This is a genomic window from Asanoa sp. NPDC049475 (assembly GCF_040676915.1).
In the GTDB taxonomy this organism is placed as follows: Bacteria; Actinomycetota; Actinomycetes; order Mycobacteriales; family Micromonosporaceae; genus Asanoa.
In genome coordinates this window covers 97,658-113,280 of the sequence record NZ_JBFAPY010000009.1, presented here as the reverse complement: position 1 = coordinate 113,280, position 15,623 = coordinate 97,658, and the positions used below count along the sequence as shown (strand labels likewise).

The 15,623-nt window shown below is 71.4% G+C and carries 16 protein-coding genes and 1 pseudogene; 8 read left to right on the top strand and 9 right to left on the bottom strand.

Translation table 11 applies throughout. The features are described from left to right. The first annotated feature begins 82 nt into the window (after positions 1–82). Both AB0J88_RS32575 and AB0J88_RS32570 read left to right on the top strand, forming a co-directional pair. Positions 83–265 carry a hypothetical protein gene (locus AB0J88_RS32575; protein ID WP_364357226.1) on the top strand — a complete coding sequence of 61 codons (183 nt, stop codon included), beginning with the start codon at positions 83–85 and terminating at the stop codon, positions 263–265. Positions 266–353: 88 nt separating this feature from the next. Beyond that, the gene (locus AB0J88_RS32570; RefSeq protein WP_364357229.1) at positions 354–1,814 is read left to right on the top strand and encodes a long-chain fatty acid--CoA ligase; all 1,461 of its coding nucleotides are present in this window, start codon (positions 354–356) and stop codon (positions 1,812–1,814) included. On the opposite strand, the gene AB0J88_RS32565 is transcribed toward AB0J88_RS32570, so the two are convergent. From AB0J88_RS32565 to AB0J88_RS32550, 4 genes are all read right to left on the bottom strand, one after another. Beyond that, a complete protein-coding gene (locus AB0J88_RS32565) occupies positions 1,786–3,021 on the bottom strand; it encodes a cytochrome P450 (protein WP_364357232.1) in 1,236 nt (411 codons plus the stop codon). The genes AB0J88_RS32570 and AB0J88_RS32565 overlap by 29 nt on opposite strands. A gap of 62 nt (positions 3,022–3,083) precedes the next feature. Beyond that, positions 3,084–3,527 carry a nitroreductase family deazaflavin-dependent oxidoreductase gene (locus tag AB0J88_RS32560; RefSeq protein ID WP_364357235.1) on the bottom strand — a complete coding sequence of 148 codons (444 nt, stop codon included), beginning with the start codon at positions 3,525–3,527 and terminating at the stop codon, positions 3,084–3,086. 9 nt (positions 3,528–3,536) lie between these two features. Next, positions 3,537–4,547: a serine/threonine protein phosphatase gene (locus AB0J88_RS32555; protein ID WP_364357238.1), complete on the bottom strand. Its 1,011-nt coding sequence runs from the start codon at positions 4,545–4,547 to the stop codon at positions 3,537–3,539. A 47-nt stretch (positions 4,548–4,594) separates the two neighbouring features. After that, positions 4,595–5,752, bottom strand: coding sequence for a monooxygenase (locus tag AB0J88_RS32550; RefSeq protein WP_364357241.1), 1,158 nt, complete (start codon positions 5,750–5,752; stop codon positions 4,595–4,597). A 111-nt stretch (positions 5,753–5,863) separates the two neighbouring features. Here AB0J88_RS32550 and AB0J88_RS32545 point away from each other — a divergent pair. Then, a pseudogene (locus AB0J88_RS32545) lies at positions 5,864–6,088 on the top strand (sigma factor); the annotation flags it as partial. A 39-nt stretch (positions 6,089–6,127) separates the two neighbouring features. Here AB0J88_RS32545 and AB0J88_RS32540 read toward each other — a convergent pair. Both AB0J88_RS32540 and AB0J88_RS32535 read right to left on the bottom strand, forming a co-directional pair. Further along, the gene (locus AB0J88_RS32540) at positions 6,128–6,835 is read right to left on the bottom strand and encodes a DUF4386 domain-containing protein (RefSeq protein ID WP_364357244.1); all 708 of its coding nucleotides are present in this window, start codon (positions 6,833–6,835) and stop codon (positions 6,128–6,130) included. Positions 6,836–6,941: 106 nt separating this feature from the next. Beyond that, a complete protein-coding gene (locus AB0J88_RS32535; RefSeq protein WP_364357246.1) occupies positions 6,942–7,322 on the bottom strand; it encodes a VOC family protein in 381 nt (126 codons plus the stop codon). A 74-nt stretch (positions 7,323–7,396) separates the two neighbouring features. On the opposite strand from AB0J88_RS32535, the gene AB0J88_RS32530 reads away from it, so the two are divergent. From AB0J88_RS32530 to AB0J88_RS32515, 4 genes are all read left to right on the top strand, one after another. Further along, entirely contained in the window at positions 7,397–7,846 is a 450-nt protein-coding gene (locus AB0J88_RS32530; RefSeq protein WP_364357249.1) for a response regulator, read from the top strand. 23 nt (positions 7,847–7,869) lie between these two features. Further along, on the top strand, positions 7,870–8,901 hold the full coding sequence (locus AB0J88_RS32525; protein WP_364357252.1) for a D-2-hydroxyacid dehydrogenase: 1,032 nt from the start codon (positions 7,870–7,872) through the stop codon (positions 8,899–8,901). A 205-nt stretch (positions 8,902–9,106) separates the two neighbouring features. Continuing rightward, positions 9,107–10,633: a hypothetical protein gene (locus AB0J88_RS32520; RefSeq protein ID WP_364357255.1), complete on the top strand. Its 1,527-nt coding sequence runs from the start codon at positions 9,107–9,109 to the stop codon at positions 10,631–10,633. Between the two features lie 176 nt (positions 10,634–10,809). Beyond that, complete coding sequence (locus AB0J88_RS32515; RefSeq protein WP_364357258.1) at positions 10,810–12,030, top strand: MFS transporter; 1,221 nt, start codon at positions 10,810–10,812, stop codon at positions 12,028–12,030. Here AB0J88_RS32515 and AB0J88_RS32510 read toward each other — a convergent pair. From AB0J88_RS32510 to AB0J88_RS32500, 3 genes are all read right to left on the bottom strand, one after another. Further along, positions 12,023–12,898: an RNA polymerase sigma-70 factor gene (locus AB0J88_RS32510; protein ID WP_364357261.1), complete on the bottom strand. Its 876-nt coding sequence runs from the start codon at positions 12,896–12,898 to the stop codon at positions 12,023–12,025. The genes AB0J88_RS32515 and AB0J88_RS32510 overlap by 8 nt on opposite strands. A 21-nt stretch (positions 12,899–12,919) precedes the next feature. Next, complete coding sequence (locus AB0J88_RS32505) at positions 12,920–13,672, bottom strand: SDR family oxidoreductase (RefSeq protein ID WP_364357264.1); 753 nt, start codon at positions 13,670–13,672, stop codon at positions 12,920–12,922. Between the two features lie 126 nt (positions 13,673–13,798). Beyond that, on the bottom strand, positions 13,799–14,545 hold the full coding sequence (locus AB0J88_RS32500; protein ID WP_364357267.1) for a GntR family transcriptional regulator: 747 nt from the start codon (positions 14,543–14,545) through the stop codon (positions 13,799–13,801). Positions 14,546–14,665: 120 nt separating this feature from the next. Between AB0J88_RS32500 and AB0J88_RS32495 the strand changes: the two genes are divergently transcribed. Then, positions 14,666–15,553: a TIM barrel protein gene (locus AB0J88_RS32495; protein WP_364357269.1), complete on the top strand. Its 888-nt coding sequence runs from the start codon at positions 14,666–14,668 to the stop codon at positions 15,551–15,553. Positions 15,554–15,623 lie beyond the last annotated feature (70 nt).

Genomic DNA, 15,623 nt, shown 5'->3' with positions numbered 1-15,623 from the left:
TCCAGTGCCAGGACTGTGCCCACCGGTGTCTCCCTGCGCGACCCGCGCGAGCAACTTTTCGGCGCCGCCCGAGGCCGGCTCGATGATCGCCCGTTACCTCGCCGCGGAACGGGACCTGGGCCGCCTCGCGCGCGACGCCGATCTCGACATCCTCGGCCTGACGCTGATCGGCAGCGGCCACCTGGTGTTCGCCGGAGGGGAGGCGGCTGAGCCCGAGGCCGTACACCGGAGGGTCGCGTCCGTCCTGCGTTCGGCGGTCGTTTGACGATCCGCCGGATGACATTCATCAGGTGTCATTCGGCTCGGGGTTCGGCGAGAATCGACGGATCTCGTCGTCCCGGGGAGGCACCGCCGTGACGTTCAACCTCAGCGTGATCCTCCGAGAGTCCGCCCGCCGTGACCCCGACAAGACCGCGGTCATCTTCGGTGCGCGCAAGGTCAGCTACGGCGAGCTGGACGCGGCCGCCGACCGGGCCGCGGCCGGCCTGCTCCGGCACGCGTCGCCCGGCGACCGGGTGGCGTTGATGCTGCCCAACCGGGTCGAGTTCCTCGAGTGCTACTTCGGCATTCTCAAGGCCGGCCTGGTCGCCGTGCCGATGAACCCGTTGCTGAAGGCCGCCGAGGTCGCGCACATCGTGGACGACAGCGGTGCCCGCGTGGTGGTCGCGGGTGACCTGTCGGCCGGCGAGGTGCCCTCCGGCGTGTCGGTGCTCAACCCCGACCGGCCCGGCTACCTCGGCGATCCCGATCCGTTGCCCTATGCCGCCACCACCAACGCTGACGACACCGCGGTCATCATCTACACGAGCGGCACGACCGGCCGGCCCAAGGGCGCGGAGCTGACCCACTTCCAGCTCTATCTGAACTGCTCGCTGTCCGGCGAGCGGTTCGACACCGGCCCCGACGACGTCGCCCTCGCGGTGCTCCCGTTCTTCCACGTGTACGGACTGTCCAGTGTGGTCAACGGGGCGGTCCGCAAGGGCGGCACGATCGTGGCCGTGCCCCGGTTCGACGTGGAGCTCGTGCTCGACGCGCTGCACGACCACCGGGTCAGCATCCTGGCCGGAGTGCCGACCATGTACCACGCCCTGCTCAACGCCGACACCGGCGACCGTGACCTGTCGGCGCTGCGGCTCGGCTCGTGCGGCGGGGCGTCCATGCCCGAGGCGGTGCTCAAGGGCGTCGAGGAGAAGTTCGGCATCACCGTGCTGGAGGGCTACGGGCTGTCCGAGACGGGCAGCACCGCGACGATGAACCCGGGCGTCGACGACCGCCGCATCCGCTCGATCGGCCGGCCGATCTGGGGTGTCGACGTGCGGGTCGCCGCGTCGGACGGCGCGGAGGTGCCGACCGGCGAGGTCGGCGAGCTGCTGGTCCGGGGGCACGTGGTGATGAAGGGCTACCACGGCAACCCGGCGGCGACGGCGGAGACGATCCGGGACGGCTGGCTGCACACGGGCGACCTGGGCTACCGGGACGCGGACGGCTTCCTCTACGTGGTCGACCGGATCAAGGACCTGATCATCCGGGGAGGCTTCAACGTCTACCCGCGCGAGGTCGAGGAGGTCCTCTACGGCCATCCGGCCGTGGCCGAGGCCGCCGTGGTCGGTCGCCCCGACGAGCGGCTCGGCGAGGAGGTCGTGGCGGTGGTCTCGGTGCGGCCGGGCGCCGAGCTGGACACCGCGGAGCTCATCGCCTACTGCCGGGCCAGGCTGGCCGACTACAAGACCCCGCGCGAGGTCCGGGTGCTGGACACGCTGCCCAAGAGCGCGACGGGCAAGCTCCTCAAACGCGAGCTGCGAGCCAAGCTCTAGCTTTCCGCGGTACGACGACCATGCCGTCCCGTGGTCGGGCCGGGATCCGGTCCAGGGGGATGCCGAGGTCCTGCGGCGGCACGTCGTAGTCCAGTCGGGCCACCCGGATCGCGAGGTCGGACAGCAGCGCGACCGTGTTCGGCTCGCCGGGGCAGCGGTGGCCGGTGGCCGGGTTCCCGGCGCCCTGAGGCACGAGCGTGAAGGGCTCCAGCGCGGCGTCCGCGTCGGGGCCGAGGAACCGTTCGGGCTCGAAGCGGTACGGGTCCTTCCACAGCGCCGGATCGTGGTTCTGCCCGTACAGGTCGAGCAGCACCAGCGAGCCGCCGGGGATGGCGTGCCCGGCGTACTCGACGTCGCCGGCCGCCCGCCCACCGACGAACGGCGCGAAGGGATAGAACCGGCGGACCTCGTGCGCGAACGCCTCCGCGTACGCGGGGTCGCCGGCCCGCAGCCGGTCCCGGTGGCCGGGCCAGCGGTGCAGGGCGTGCGCGGCGAACGCGACGAACCAGCTGACCGCGATCGTCGGCCGCGCGATGTTGAGCAGCTCGACGGCGGCCGTCTCCCGGGTGAGCAGGTGCCCGTCGTCGGCACGGTGCCGCGCCACGACGTCCAGCGGAGTGGCGCCACCGGCGCGGCCGTCGCGCACGGTCGCCACGACGTCGGCCAGCCGCTGCTCCTGGCGCCGGCGCGCGGCCCGCGCCCGCCAGTGCCGCGGCCCGGCGGTGCCGAACCCGTCGACCATCGCGACGCAGTCCCCGGCCAGGTCGCCGTCCGGCGGCAGGCCCATCCAGCCCCCGACCGCTTCCGCCAGGACCGCGGCGGACGCGTCGAGGAGCGACACGGGCCGACCGGCCCAGCCGGGCGCGGCGGCGTCCCAGGCGGCCCCGGTGCGCGCGACGAGGTCGGCGATCCGGTCGGAGGTGAACAGCCCGAGGAACATCGCCTTGCGGTGGCGGTGCTCCAGGCTGTCGAGGGTGTGCACCGCGCCGTGCCCGAACAGCGTCGACTGGACGGCCCCCGGGACGGCGCCGGCGCGGCGGACGTGCCGCTCGTCGTAGAAGAAACGGGCGGCGGAAGGACCGCCGATGCCGAACGCCCGCCGACCCATCAGCCTGGTCTGGACCACACCGTCGGCACTGGCACGGCGGCTGTCCGGCAACCAGGCGTAGCCCTTGAGCAGAAGGGCGGCGGAACTGTCGCGCATCATGCTGACCTTCATTCCCACTGGAAATCGGTCATAAACGGCAGATTGCCGAGAGGTGCCGCCTTTCAGGCATCGTCCTTCGGTGTCAGGACGAAGAGCGGGATCACCCGGTCGGTCTTCGACTGGTATTCGTCGTAGTCCGGCCAGGTCGCCGTGGCCCGCTTCCACCAGGTCGCGCGCTCCTCGCCGGTCGCCTCGCGGGCCACGTAGTCCTTGCGGACCGCGCCGTCCTGAAGCTCGACGTGCGGGTGGGCGACGAGGTTGTGGTACCAGACGGGGTGCTTCGGCGCGCCGCCCTGTGAGGCGACCACCGCGTACTGGCCCTCGTGCTCGACCCGCATCAGCGGCGTCTTGCGAATCTTGCCGGTCTTGGCGCCGACCGAGGTCAGCAGGATGATCGGGCGACCACGCAGCGTGTTGCCCTCGGCACCCTGGGTGCTCTCGAACAGCTCGGCCTGCTTACGGGACCAATCGCTGGGGCTGGGGGCGTACTCACCGTTCAGGGGCACGGTGTCTCCTTAACTGGGGGGTAGACGTGAAGCTACCTCGATTTCCCGCGCGGCGTCCGCGGCCGGGTACGGAGTCGTCCGGCTCGTGCCCCACAGGTCCCAGAAGAAGTCGTTGAACACCACGGCGACCCGGGCGTACCGGCTGACCACCGCGGCGAGCGGTGCCGGCAGCCCGGCCGGTGCGGCACCGGCGGCGCAGGCCCGGACGTAGTCGTTGCGAGCGACCGTGTCCGGCACCCCGGCGGCGTGCGTGACCAGCCAGTTGACCAGCTGCGCCTGCGTGTAGCACCGGTCGTGCGTGGCGTGGTGGGCGACGAAGGCCCGCTCGTCGGCCGACAGGGCGAACGCGGGCGAGGTGGCCAGACCCAGGTCCGCGAAGTAGAGCCGGCGGCCGTCGGTGAGCACGTTGCTGAAGTGCGCGTCGAAGTGCAGCAGCTCGTTGTCGTTCATGAACCCGACGTCGGTGACCAGCGCCCGGCACACCATGCCCACGGCGGCCGCGAGCGCGTCCGGTCCGGCCGCCGACCGGTCGTGCAGCCACGTGTCGAGGGTCCACGGCACGTACTCCTGGAACAGGACGATGCTCGCGGTGGCCGCCGCGCGGGCGCGCAGCCGGTCGCCGACTCCCGGCGCACCGCCCCAGTAGGCGACGGCGGCCGTGAGGTCGGCGTGCTCCGCGGGTGGCGCGGCGGCGCCCGGCAGCACCCGCCAGTGATGGAGCAGCGGGAACGCCGCGGTCCGTCCGGCCAGCACCCAGTCGGTCGCCATGCGGTTCGCGGCGAGCTCGCGCCAGGCGCCGAAGCCGGGGCTGCCGACCTCGCCGACGCCGTACTGGCAGAACGCCGGGAGGTCGAACAGGTTCGCGGTCGACAGCGGGTGGCGCCGCTCGAGGTCGCTGAGCGGGATCCGTTTGACGAACACCGCCGCGCCCGCGACGTCGAGCCGGGCCACGGCGCCGCCGATCCCGCTGCCGATCGCGTGCGCCGTCGCCACCTCGTGCGCGAGCCGCTCGTCGGTCATCCTGGCCAAGGCGGCCGACACGGCCCGGTGGCGGGCCAGCCGCCGCGTCAGCGGGTCTCGATCACGATGGCCAGGCACATCTCGTCGGCGGTGCCCTCGCCCCAGACCACGTAACGCGGCGGGAGCTTGCGCAGCGCCGGCAGTCTCTGGCGCAGGCCGGCGTCGTGGGTGCAGGTCACGCGGTAGGTGTCGCCCGGCTCGACGGTGACGCCCTCGCCGACGGGGCGCACGGCCTGGTCGTCGAAGTTGAAGGCCGGCACGTCGAGCAGGGTACGGGCCCGCGGCGTGCCGGGGTTCAGCTCTACCTTGATCGAGCGGCCGAGCAGGTGCATGTGGCCGCCGACGCCGTACAGGGTGGCGGACCGGAAGACCCGGCGGGTGCACGACTGGGTCGGTCCCGGGTCGGGGGCGCCGCCGCAGAGCCGGGTGAGGCCGTTGGCCCGCTGGCCGGCCTGCTCGCCGAACCGGCGGACCACGTCGGCGACCGCGCGGTCCCGGTCGCAGAGCGCGCCCTGCTCGCCGGCGGCGCACGGCAGCTCGATCGGCGCGGGCAGCAGCGTGGTGTGCAGCGGGGTCAGCTTCCCGCCGGCCAGTCGCAGGCGGACGCCGGAGCGGTCGGCCCCGCCGGGTGCGCCGCCCGTGGCCAGCAGGCTGTAGTGGATCTGCATGACCAGCAGGCTGCCCGGGGTCAGCTCGAAGCCGACGCCCTCGGGGTAGACGGTCTCGCCGACGCCGGGCGCCCAGCTCGCCACCCAGGCCGGGTCGTCGCCGATGCCGGCGTCACCGAAGCACTGCCAGCCGTCGCCGTCCGTGGCCGCGTCGTGCGCGCGTACCCGATCGGCGTCTTCGGCCGGGATCTGGAAGAAGATCGCGTGGTGCACGATGTCGCGGTTCTGCGGCTGGAACTGGCTGCCGGTCAGGTACGCCGTCTCCGTGAGCTTCGGGTCGACCACGAAACAGCGGTACTCGTCGGCGTCGTCGCCGGGCGGGTCCGGAGTGAACGGTCGCGCCAGCCCGGTGTCGACGAACCGCTCACCGCCGCGCAACGGCTGGGCCGGCGGCGGGGGAGACCCGGTGTGGCCGGCGTGCGCCGCGGCGGTCTCGGTGGGCGCGGGCGCCGCGACCTCGGGCGCGCCGGAGCCGCAGGCGGCGAGGCCGATCGCGCAAATGGTCAGGACCGCGACGAACGACAGGCGTCGGGACATGTACGCCAATGTATCCCTAACCGGCCCGCCCGTCGGGTAGCCGACTCGTCGCGTGCAACTTAACGCCCCCGTGGACCGTAAGAGGGTGGACACGGGGAGGAGGGGCCGCCGGTGCGCGACGAGCGCGGGTTCGACGAGTTCTACCGGGCGACAGCGGCTCGGACGATGCGGTACGCGGTCGTCGTCGTGGGCGATCGTGGGGAGGCGCAGGACGCGGTGCAGGAGGCGTACGCACGGGCGTGGCGGCGCTGGGACACGGTGGCCGGTCACCCGGCGCCGGAGGCCTGGGTGCGCCTGGTGGTCAGCCGACTGGCGACCGACCGCTGGCGGCGCCTCGGCGGCTGGCGGTGGAGGCGATCGAGGACTGGCGCTGACTCAGCCCGCCACGGGCGTCGGTGCCTGGACGGACGGCGACGGGTGGACCGGCGCCTGCCGCCGCACGCCGCGGACGAGCAGGTAGCCGACCATCCAGAACTCGCCGACCGACGCGGGATAGGCGAGCGCCTCCGCGACGATGTGCGCGTCGGGGACGAGGTATCGCAGGAACGCGCTGAGCACGTACGCGGCACCGCCGCTGACGAGGATCCAGCCGAGGACGCGGGGCATCCAGCCCGACCGCAGCACGCACCAGCCCATGGGGATGAGCCAGAGGCCGAAGAACAGTGCGCCGACGCCCCACAGGCTCTCGCTGACCAGATAGAGCAGCTGCGCGTTGGCCGCCGCGTCGCCGATCGGGTCGACCGCGACCGCGACCGCGGTGGCCAACAACGCCGCGCTCACCAGACCCACGACCGCGTTGACCAGTCCGAAGGCGGCGATCCCGCTCGCGGCGCCGGTGCTCACGCTGCGGAACAGGCGATAGAACCAGACGGCGGCGAGGGTTTGGGTGAGGACCATGCCCAGCTCCAATGCGACGCCGGCGCGGGCGAGCGACTCGTGCGCGACCAGGTTCGCCAGCGTCGCGTCGGGATCGTCGGCGGCGAAGAGCCGCGGACGGACGATGAGGAACCCGAGCACGCCGGTGACGGCGTTGCCGAGGTAGAACAGCCCAGCCAGGCGAGCGGTGCGTGTCAACGCGTGCATCGTGACTCCCGTTCGCATCATGTTAAGAAAACTTGACACCATCGAAGGTAAAGCAGCCCCGACATGGTGTCAATAATTCTTTACCTGGGCCTGTGTAGGCCGGAGCTCACGGCTCGTGGAAGGGCTCCGGCTCGGCCGGGATGCGCTTGGCCATGACGCAGAACTCGTTTCCTTCCGGATCCTCCAGGACGATCCACGAGCCACCGGCCTGAACGGGGGAGCGGCGGGCGTCGAGGGCGAGCAGCCGGGCCAGTTCCTGATCCTGGTCGCCGTCCGTGGGGCAGACGTCGAACTGCAGCCGGTTCTTCCCGCTCTTCGCCTCGGGCACGCGGATGAACAGGATGTCGGGGCTGACCGTGGCGCCGCGGATCGCTACGCCGGTCTCGTCCCTGGCGAAGATCCGGTAGCCCAGCACATCCGACCAGAAGGTGGCGAGCAGTTCCGGGTCCGCGCAGTCGATGACGATGTCGCCAACTCGGCTGGTCATGCGCGGCAGCCTACTGATCACCTCACGGGCGTGCGACCATGGCCGTCGCGCACAATCGATCGAAGGGTTCGACCATGGTCTCTGCTCAGCCCGTGCTACACGTGCTCGTGGTCGAGGACGATCTCGGCGACCTCGCGCTGGTCGAGAATGCCTTCGCTGAGCAGGGTGTCGCCAGCAGCCTGCACCACGTCGCCGACGGCGTCGACGCCCTGGCGTTCTTGCGGCGGGAGAACGGCTACGCCGACGCGCCTCGGCCCGACCTGATTCTGCTCGATCTCAACATGCCGCGCGTCGACGGTCGGCAGGTGCTCGAGCAGATCAAGCAGGACGAGGACCTGCGGTCCATCCCGGCGATCGTGTTCACGACGTCCGCGGCGACCCCCGACATCGTCTCCAGCTACCGGTCGCACGCCAACGCGTACGTCACGAAGCCTATCGATCTTGATGAGTTCGATCGGGTCGTCGCCGAGATCCGGGACTTCTTCGGTCGGACCGCCTCGCTGCCGCGTACCGCGTCTTCGTAAGGACGTCGGCTACGGTCCTGATCATGTCCGCGCGGCTCGGCGTTCTGATCGCCACGTATCTCGAACCGGATCTCGTCCAACGTGTCGCAGAGGTGGACCCGAGGATCGACGTCAGTTACGAGCCGGACGTCGTACCCGTGCCGCGCTATGCCTGCGACCACGTGGGCACGCCGCGCGAGCTCACCGCGGCCCAGCAGGACCGCTGGGAGAGGGCCCTCGCCGGCGCCGAGGTGTCGTTCGACTTCGACTGGCAGGCACCCGCGGACCTGCCCACCCGCGCACCAGGGCTGCGCTGGGTCCAGGCGACCAGCGCCGGCATCGGCGCCTTCGTGCGGCGCACCGGGCTCGACCGCACCGGCCTGACCTTCACCACGGCGGCCGGCATCCACGCCGTCCCGCTCGCGGAGTTCGCCGTGCTGGGCGCGCTGCACTTCGTCAAGGGCGTCCCGCACCTGCGGGCGCGGCAGGCCGCGCACCACTGGCAGCGCTACACCACCAGCCGGTTGGCCGGCCGCACCGTCACCGTGGTCGGGCTCGGCGGGATCGGCCGCCAGGTCGTGGCCAGCTTCGCCGCCCTCGGCACCCGGGTCCTCGCGGTCGGCCGCCCCGGCCGCGACTACCAGATCGACGCCGCGGCCAGCGTGCACTCGACCGACGAGCTCGACGACCTGTTGCGCCGGACCGACGTGCTGGTGCTCTGCACGCCGCTGACCGCGCAGACCGACGGGCTGCTCTCGGCCGACCGGATCGCGAAGCTCAAGACCGGCGCGATCGTGGTCAACATCGGCCGGGGCCAGCTCGTCGACGAGCCGGCGCTCGTCGAGGCGCTGCGCGGCGGCGCGCTCGCCGGAGCCGCCCTCGACGTGTTCGCCACCGAGCCGCTGCCGGCCGATTCGCCCTTGTGGGACCTGGACAACGTGCTCGTCTCGCCGCACTCGGCGTCCACGGTGGACACCGAGAACGCGGCCATCACCGATCTGTTCTGCGACAACCTGCGGCGCTACCTCGACGGTCGCGAGCTGCTCAACGTCTACCAGCGGGAGTTGGGCTACTGACATGACGGACCTGACCGACCTGTTCCGCGACTGCGGCCCTGAACCTCCTGCCGAGATGGAGGAGCACTACCTGGGCACGGTCGACGGCATGGCGGAGGCGGGCGTACTCAGCCAGTAAAAGGCGATTTGGCTCGGTGGGGCAGCACGTTCGCGGACGGTGACCTATCGTCTGCGGTCTTGATCTTTGACCCTTCCGAGGACACCCATGTCGATAAACACTGCCCGCCGGCTGCTCGCCGGAGTAGCGGTCGCCGGCGCGTTCGTCGCGGCGACCGCGTTTCCCGCCTATGCCGCACCCAATCTGAAAATGGACACGTTCGACGCGCTCGTGGCCGCGAACGGCTACACGCGCGGATTCGTCGCGCTGTACGGCGGCGGAGAAGAGCTGGTCGGAAAGATCTCCATCCTGATCGACTCGTCAGACCTCGACGGCGCCTCCGTCGAGCTCGACTGGATGTCGAGCGACTGGCTGTGCGACGCCACCACCGGCACCCAGATCCGGTGCGAGCAGGACGCTCCCGAAGGCTCCTTCGGCACCAGCATCAGCTACGTGATCAATGGCAAGTCGGACGCGGAGATCGGCACCAAGAGCAGCATCACCCTCACCGCGGACGTCGACGGCGCCACGGCGACCACGAAGTCGGTCGTCACGATCGCCGAGGCGAGCGATCTGAGGGTCCAGGAGGACCCGCTCCTGGCCAAGGGTGACCCGGGCGGCTTGGCCAAGGCGAACGCGCCGGTCTCCAACGTCGGCGAGTCCACTGTGGCCCGGACGACGATGGTTCTCTCGCCCGACTGGCGCACCCCTTACGCCGGCGACTTCTCGAACTGCGTCAACTACATGGACGCGTTCACCATCTGTGAGTTCGACCAGCCGCTCAAGCCAGGGAAGAGCTACCAGCTTTCCGAGGACATCCCGTACGCCGTCTCGAAGACCGCCCGCACGGGCGCGGTGTTCTCGACGTACGCCGACTGGTACGTCGAGGACGACTGGAAGATCCTCGAGCCGTCGTGGGGCCTGGGCGACTATGAGCCGACGCGGGGCACGGGCGAGCCGCTGCGCCTCGAAGAGGTGACGACCACCGCGCGTGGTCCGCAGACCGACATCAACCCCTACGACAGCTTCCTCCAGGTCGACATCACGATCGGCGGCGACAACCACGTTGACATGGCCGCGCTCGGCGCCACCGCCACCGGCGCGGCGGGCGCGACCGTCACGGTGACGCCGGCCGTCAAGAACCTCGGCCCGGCCGACCTGGAGACGAGCTTCGACGAGCCCAAGACGCCGGGCCTGCGGATCACCATTCCCGAGGGCGCGACCGTGACCTATGCGACGTGGGACTGCGCCCCGTACACCGACGGTGGCACCTGGCCGCCGGACGACGAGGCGTGGGGCCAGGCGGGCGCGCGCGAATACGGTTGCGCGGTCTGGGACCAGTTCGCCGGGGACTCGTACGGGTACGAGTTCAAGCTCACCATCGACCGCGTGGTGGACGACGCTACGGGCACCGTCACCGCCAAGATCGACGGTGACCCGAACTCGGCCAACAACGTGGCCCAGATCGTGCTCAACGGAACCGGTGGCGGCAACGGCGGTGGGGACGGTGACGGCGGCCTGCCCGTGACCGGTCCGCAGGCCACGCTGATCGCGAGTGCCGGCGTGTTGCTGGTCGGGGCCGGCGTGGCCGGTTTCCTTATCGCGCGGCGTCGCCGGACCCGCTTCGTCGCCTGAGGTTTGCCAGGAGACCCGCCGGCAGCGGTCGGCGGGTCTCCTGCGGTAACGTGCGGGCCATGCCCGGCTACTCGCGCACGCGCTGACGTTCCAGGCCGACTTCCTCGGCCGGTCCGCTTCGCGTGCTGCTCCGACCAGTGCGGCACTGCGAGCCCTTCTGTCCAAGGGGTTCTTCCTTGCCGTCCCTGCTGCGAGACCGTGACTTCCGCTTTCTCTGGATCGGCCAGACCGCTTCCCAACTGGGGGAGCAGGCCAGCCTGGTGATCCTTCCGCTGGTGGCCGTGCTCACCCTCGGCGCCGCACCCGACCAGCTCGGCGTGCTCCGCGCCGTCGGTCAGGCGCCGTTGCTGCTGCTTCCGCTCGCCGTCGGCGCCTGGGTCGACCGGTGGCGCGGCCGGACTGTCATGGTGCTCGCCGACCTCGGCCGGGTCGTCGCACTGACCGGTGCGGTGGTGGCCGCGTATTTCGGTGGCCTCGGGCTGCCCGCCCTGCTGGCCGTGGCCTTCGCCGTCGGGGCGATGTCGGTCTTCTTCGACGTCGCCTACCAGGCGTCCGTCGTTCGGTTCGTGAGCCGCGACCGGCTCACGGAGGCGAACAGCGCGCTGGAGGGCAGCCGTTCCGGCGCCCAGATCGGCGGTCCCGCGCTCGGCGGTGCACTGGTCTCGCTGCTGTCGGCGCCGTTGGCCGCCGCGTCGAGCGCGACCTTCTTCGTGGTGTCACTGCTGACGATCCGTCGTATCCGCGCCGCGAAGCCGGTTTCGCACGAGGCCGGGTCGATGTGGCGTCAGGTCCATGATGGACTCCGCTTCGTCGCCCACGACGGTGCGTTGCGCGCGCTGTGCCTGGCCTCGGCGGCGTTCCAGCTCTGCTTCTCCGCCCTGATGACGATCTACCTGTTGTTCCTGCCGCGTTCGCTCGGCCTGTCGGGAGCCGCGATCGGCCTGGTGCTGGCCGCGACCGGTCCGGGCGCGCTCGTGGGCTCCCTGCTCGCCGCCCGCCTCCCGCGACGGCTCGGCCACGGCTTCGTGCTGGTGTCCGGCGCCGCGATCGGCGACGGCGTGCTGCTGTCGGTGTCCGCGCTGCACGGCCCGCCGGCGCTGACCGTGCCCGCGCTCGTGGTCGTCAACCTGGTCTTCGGCGTGTTCGGACAGCTCGTCAACGTCACCACGCAGGCCGTCCGTCAGGCGCTGACGCCGGACGGCCTCCAGGGCCGGGTGGCCGCGACGATCACCTTCGCCGGCATGGGCATGACGCCGCTGGGCTCGTTGCTCGGCGGTGTGCTCGCGGCGCACTGGGGTCTGCGCACGGCGCTGACGGTGACGGCTGCCGGCATGCTGCTCTCGCCGGTGGTGATGGCGTGCTCGCCGCTGGCCCGGCTCGGGCGGGAGCTCAGCTGAACTGGCGCAGCTTGTCGGGGTTGGCGACGATGTAGAGCTCCTCGATGCCGCGCGCCGAGGTGGCCATCGCGATCAGGGCCTCGGGCGTGCCGTCGGCGTGCACCACGAGCAGGCCGGCGTCGCCGTTGACCTCGACCGCGCGGAACGTCGCCGTGTTCCAGTACTTGCGCAGCACGTTATCGAGCAGGTTGGCCACCCGGTCCGCGCCGACGACGTCCTTGCGGGCCGCGTGCACCTTGCCGCCGCCGTCGTTGCGGGCGATCACGTCGCTGGCCAGGAGCTGTTCGAACGCGGCGACGTCGCCGTCGCGGGAGGCGGCCAGGAAGCGGTCGACGAACCGCCGGTGCTGGGCGCGGTCGACGGGTGCGGAACGCTCGCTGGTCAGATGCTTGCGTGCCCGGGTCACGAGCTGGCGCGCGTTGGCCTCGCTGGTCTCCAGCACCTCGGCCACGTCCTTGTGCGGGTAGCCGAACGCCTCGCGCAGCACGTACGCGGCCCGCTCCGCGGCCGGGAGCCGCTCCAGCAGGAGCAGCGCGCCCATCTCCAGCGCCTCCGCCCGTTCCGCGCCGAGCGCCGGATCCGCTCTGGTGTCGACGGGCTCGGGCAGCCACGGACCCACGTACGACTCGCGCCTGGCCCGGGCACTGGTCACCGCGTTGATGGCGAGGCGTGTGGTGGTGGTGCTGAGGAACGCGGCCGGGTTGTCGACCTTCCGGCGATCGGTGTTCTGCCACCGCATCCAGGCTTCCTGGACGACGTCCTCGGCGTCACTGACCGAGCCCAGCATCCGGTACGCGATGCCGAACAACCGCCCGCGTACCGCCTCGAACTGGTCCAGGTCTTCGCCCGTGACGTCAGTGCCGGTCACCCGACAACCCTAGCCCCGCTGCTACTTCCCGGAGTTGGCGGCGAGCCAGTCCGCGAGCCTCGTCGCACCCTTGTCGTAGTCACCGATCGGCACGATCGTCTCGTCGTTCATCACCTGACCGAAATAGGGTGCCTTCGGGTCGGTGACGACCTCGCGCTGGTCGCCCTTGGCCGCGAGCGCCTGCCGGATGATGTCGTCGAACGTGCCGCGATCCGGCCCGGCCACCTCGACGGCGCCGTTGACCGGTGCCGCGCCCGCCGCGTCGGCGACCGCCTTCGCGACGTCGGCGGACGCGATCGGCTGGAAGGCGACGGGCGCCATGTGCACCTTGCCGTCCCGGGTCGCCGAGTCGGCGATCGCACCGAGGAACTCGAAGAACTGCGTCGCGCGCACCACCGTGTACGGCAGGCCCGACTCGCGGATCAGCTTCTCCTGCGCGACCTTCGCCGGCAGGTACGTGCTCTGCGGACTGCGGTCGGAGCCGACCACCGACAGGGCGACGTAGTGCCCGACCCCGGTCGCCTTCACGGCCGCGATCAGGTTGTTCGTGGCGGTCGTGAAGAACGTGAGCACGTCGTCGGGGGCGAAGGACGGCGAGTTCGCCACGTCGACCAGCACGTCGGCGCCGGTCAGCACCTCGGTCAGCCCCTCGCCGGTCAGCGTGTTGACGCCGCTTGAGGGTGACGCCGCCACCGCCTCGTGCCCCGCCTTCTCCAGGTCGGCCACGACCTGCGAGCCGATCAGGCCCGTTCCGCCAATAACCACGATCTTCATGTGCTTACCCCTCCGGTCAGTCTGCGCGGCACCGTGGAGCGCCGCCACCACTTCGACCGGACAGCCCGCCGATCCGTGACAGGTCGCGGGAGGTTTCTGAAGCGGACATTCGACCCAGGCGGGTCGTCAACGCGCGACGAGGGACACCTCGAAGGAGTAGCGGTCCGCGCGGTAGACGTGGGAGCCGTACTCGATCGCTCGGCCCGCGTGGTCGTATGCCGTGCGCTGCATGGTCAGCAGGGGTGCGCCGCGGCTCTCGCCGAGCAGGCGGGCCTCCGCCGCGGTGGCCCGGCGCGCGCCGATGGTCTGGTCGGCGATCCTCAGCTGTACGCCCCGCGTGCGCAAGACCTGGTAGAGGCCCTGCTCGCCGAGCTCCTCCGCGGTCAGGTCGCGCGCGACCCCGGCGGGCAGGTAGTTGTGCATCAGCGCGAGCGGCTCGTCCTCGGCGTACCGCAGGCGTTGCGTCGTGATGACGTCGGCGCCGGCCTCGAGGTGCAGGGCGGCGGCGATGTGCTCGGGTGCGGGCACGACCGAGAAGGCCAGCACCTCGGTGCGCGGTGAGCGCTGTGCCCGGCGCAGGTCGTCGTTGAGGCTGGTCAGCTCGACCTTGCGGCGCACCGCGCTGTGCACGACCTGGGTGCCGACACCGCGTTTGCGCACCACGAGCCCCTTGTCGACCAGGTGCGCGATCGCCTGGCGCATCGTGGGACGGGACAGCCCGAGCCGGTCCGCGAGCATCACCTCGGTGTCCAGGCGGGAGCCGGCCGGCAGCTTGCCGGACTCGATCAGGTCTTCGAGGCTCGTCGCCACCTGGAAGTACAGCGGCACGGGGCTGAACCTGTCGATGGTGATGAGGCTGGCGATGCCGTCCACGTCGGACTCCTCGAGCGCTCGGGGACCTCATGATAGGGCTACCGGCAACGGTCGTTTGAACGTCAGTATGTCATGACAAACGCTTGACATGAGTTCGGGACCCCAAGCAGACTTCCTGACATGCGCATCGGACTCGTCGGTGCGGGTCACGGAGGTGGCGGCATGATCCGCGTTGCCGGGGCACCGATCTCGTGGGGCGTCTGCGAGGTGCCCGGCTGGGGCCTCATGCTGTCGGTTGAGCGGGTGCTCGCCGAGATGGCCGAGCTGGGACTGACGGCCACCGAGCTCGGCCCTGACGGCTATCTTCCGGCCGACCGCGCCGGGGTGCTGCGCCGGCACGGCCTCGAGGTAGCCGGCGGCTTCGTACCCGTGATGCTGCACGACCCCACCCACGACCCGCTGCCGGCGCTGCTGCCGTCCCTGGCGACCTGGGAGGGCGCGCTCGTGCTGGCCGCCGCGACCGGCGCGGACGGCTACGACGCCCGCCCGGAGCTCGATTCGGACGGCTGGCGGACGCTGCTGACCAACCTCGACCGGATCGACGAGGCGGTGACCGAGCGGGGCGTCCTCGCCACCCTGCACCCGCACATCGGCACCATGGTCGAGCGCGAGGAGGAGGTGCGCCGCGTCCTGGAGGGGTCGCACATCAAGCTCTGCCTCGACACCGGTCACCTGCTGGCGGGCGGCACCGACCCGGCGGCGCTGGCGCGCGAGGTGCCAGGCCGGGTCGCACACGTGCACCTCAAGGACGTCGACGCCGCGTGGGCGGCGCGGGTGCGCTCCGGCGAGGTGAGCTACACCGACGCGGTCCGGGCCGGGATGTACCGGCCGCTGGGCGACGGCGACGTCGACGTGGCCGGCATCGTCACCACCTTGACGGCCAACGGTTACGCCGGGTGGTACGTGTTGGAGCAGGACACGATGCTGGACGAGGACCCGCCGGCGGGGGAGGGACCCGTGCTCGACGTCCGCCGGAGCCTGGAACACCTGCGAAAGGTGAGCGCATGAGGGAGCTGGCGACCGAATCATTCGGCTCAGTCGCCGAGTCATGCCCGACCCCGCGAAGCGGGGCCGGCGC

What these genes read in the sequence shown, in the direction of transcription:
- AB0J88_RS32575 (WP_364357226.1), top strand. Translation starts at nt 83, where the DNA reads ATGATCGCCCGTTACCTCGCCGCGGAACGGGACCTGGGCCGCCTCGCG.
- AB0J88_RS32565 (WP_364357232.1), bottom strand. Translation starts at nt 3,021, where the DNA reads ATGATGCGCGACAGTTCCGCCGCCCTTCTGCTCAAGGGCTACGCCTGG.
- AB0J88_RS32555 (WP_364357238.1), bottom strand. Translation starts at nt 4,547, where the DNA reads ATGACCGACGAGCGGCTCGCGCACGAGGTGGCGACGGCGCACGCGATC.
- AB0J88_RS32550 (WP_364357241.1), bottom strand. Translation starts at nt 5,752, where the DNA reads ATGTCCCGACGCCTGTCGTTCGTCGCGGTCCTGACCATTTGCGCGATC.
- AB0J88_RS32540 (WP_364357244.1), bottom strand. Translation starts at nt 6,835, where the DNA reads ATGCACGCGTTGACACGCACCGCTCGCCTGGCTGGGCTGTTCTACCTC.
- AB0J88_RS32535 (WP_364357246.1), bottom strand. Translation starts at nt 7,322, where the DNA reads ATGACCAGCCGAGTTGGCGACATCGTCATCGACTGCGCGGACCCGGAA.
- AB0J88_RS32530 (WP_364357249.1), top strand. Translation starts at nt 7,397, where the DNA reads ATGGTCTCTGCTCAGCCCGTGCTACACGTGCTCGTGGTCGAGGACGAT.
- AB0J88_RS32525 (WP_364357252.1), top strand. Translation starts at nt 7,870, where the DNA reads ATGTCCGCGCGGCTCGGCGTTCTGATCGCCACGTATCTCGAACCGGAT.
- AB0J88_RS32520 (WP_364357255.1), top strand. Translation starts at nt 9,107, where the DNA reads ATGTCGATAAACACTGCCCGCCGGCTGCTCGCCGGAGTAGCGGTCGCC.
- AB0J88_RS32505 (WP_364357264.1), bottom strand. Translation starts at nt 13,672, where the DNA reads ATGAAGATCGTGGTTATTGGCGGAACGGGCCTGATCGGCTCGCAGGTC.
- AB0J88_RS32495 (WP_364357269.1), top strand. Translation starts at nt 14,666, where the DNA reads ATGCGCATCGGACTCGTCGGTGCGGGTCACGGAGGTGGCGGCATGATC.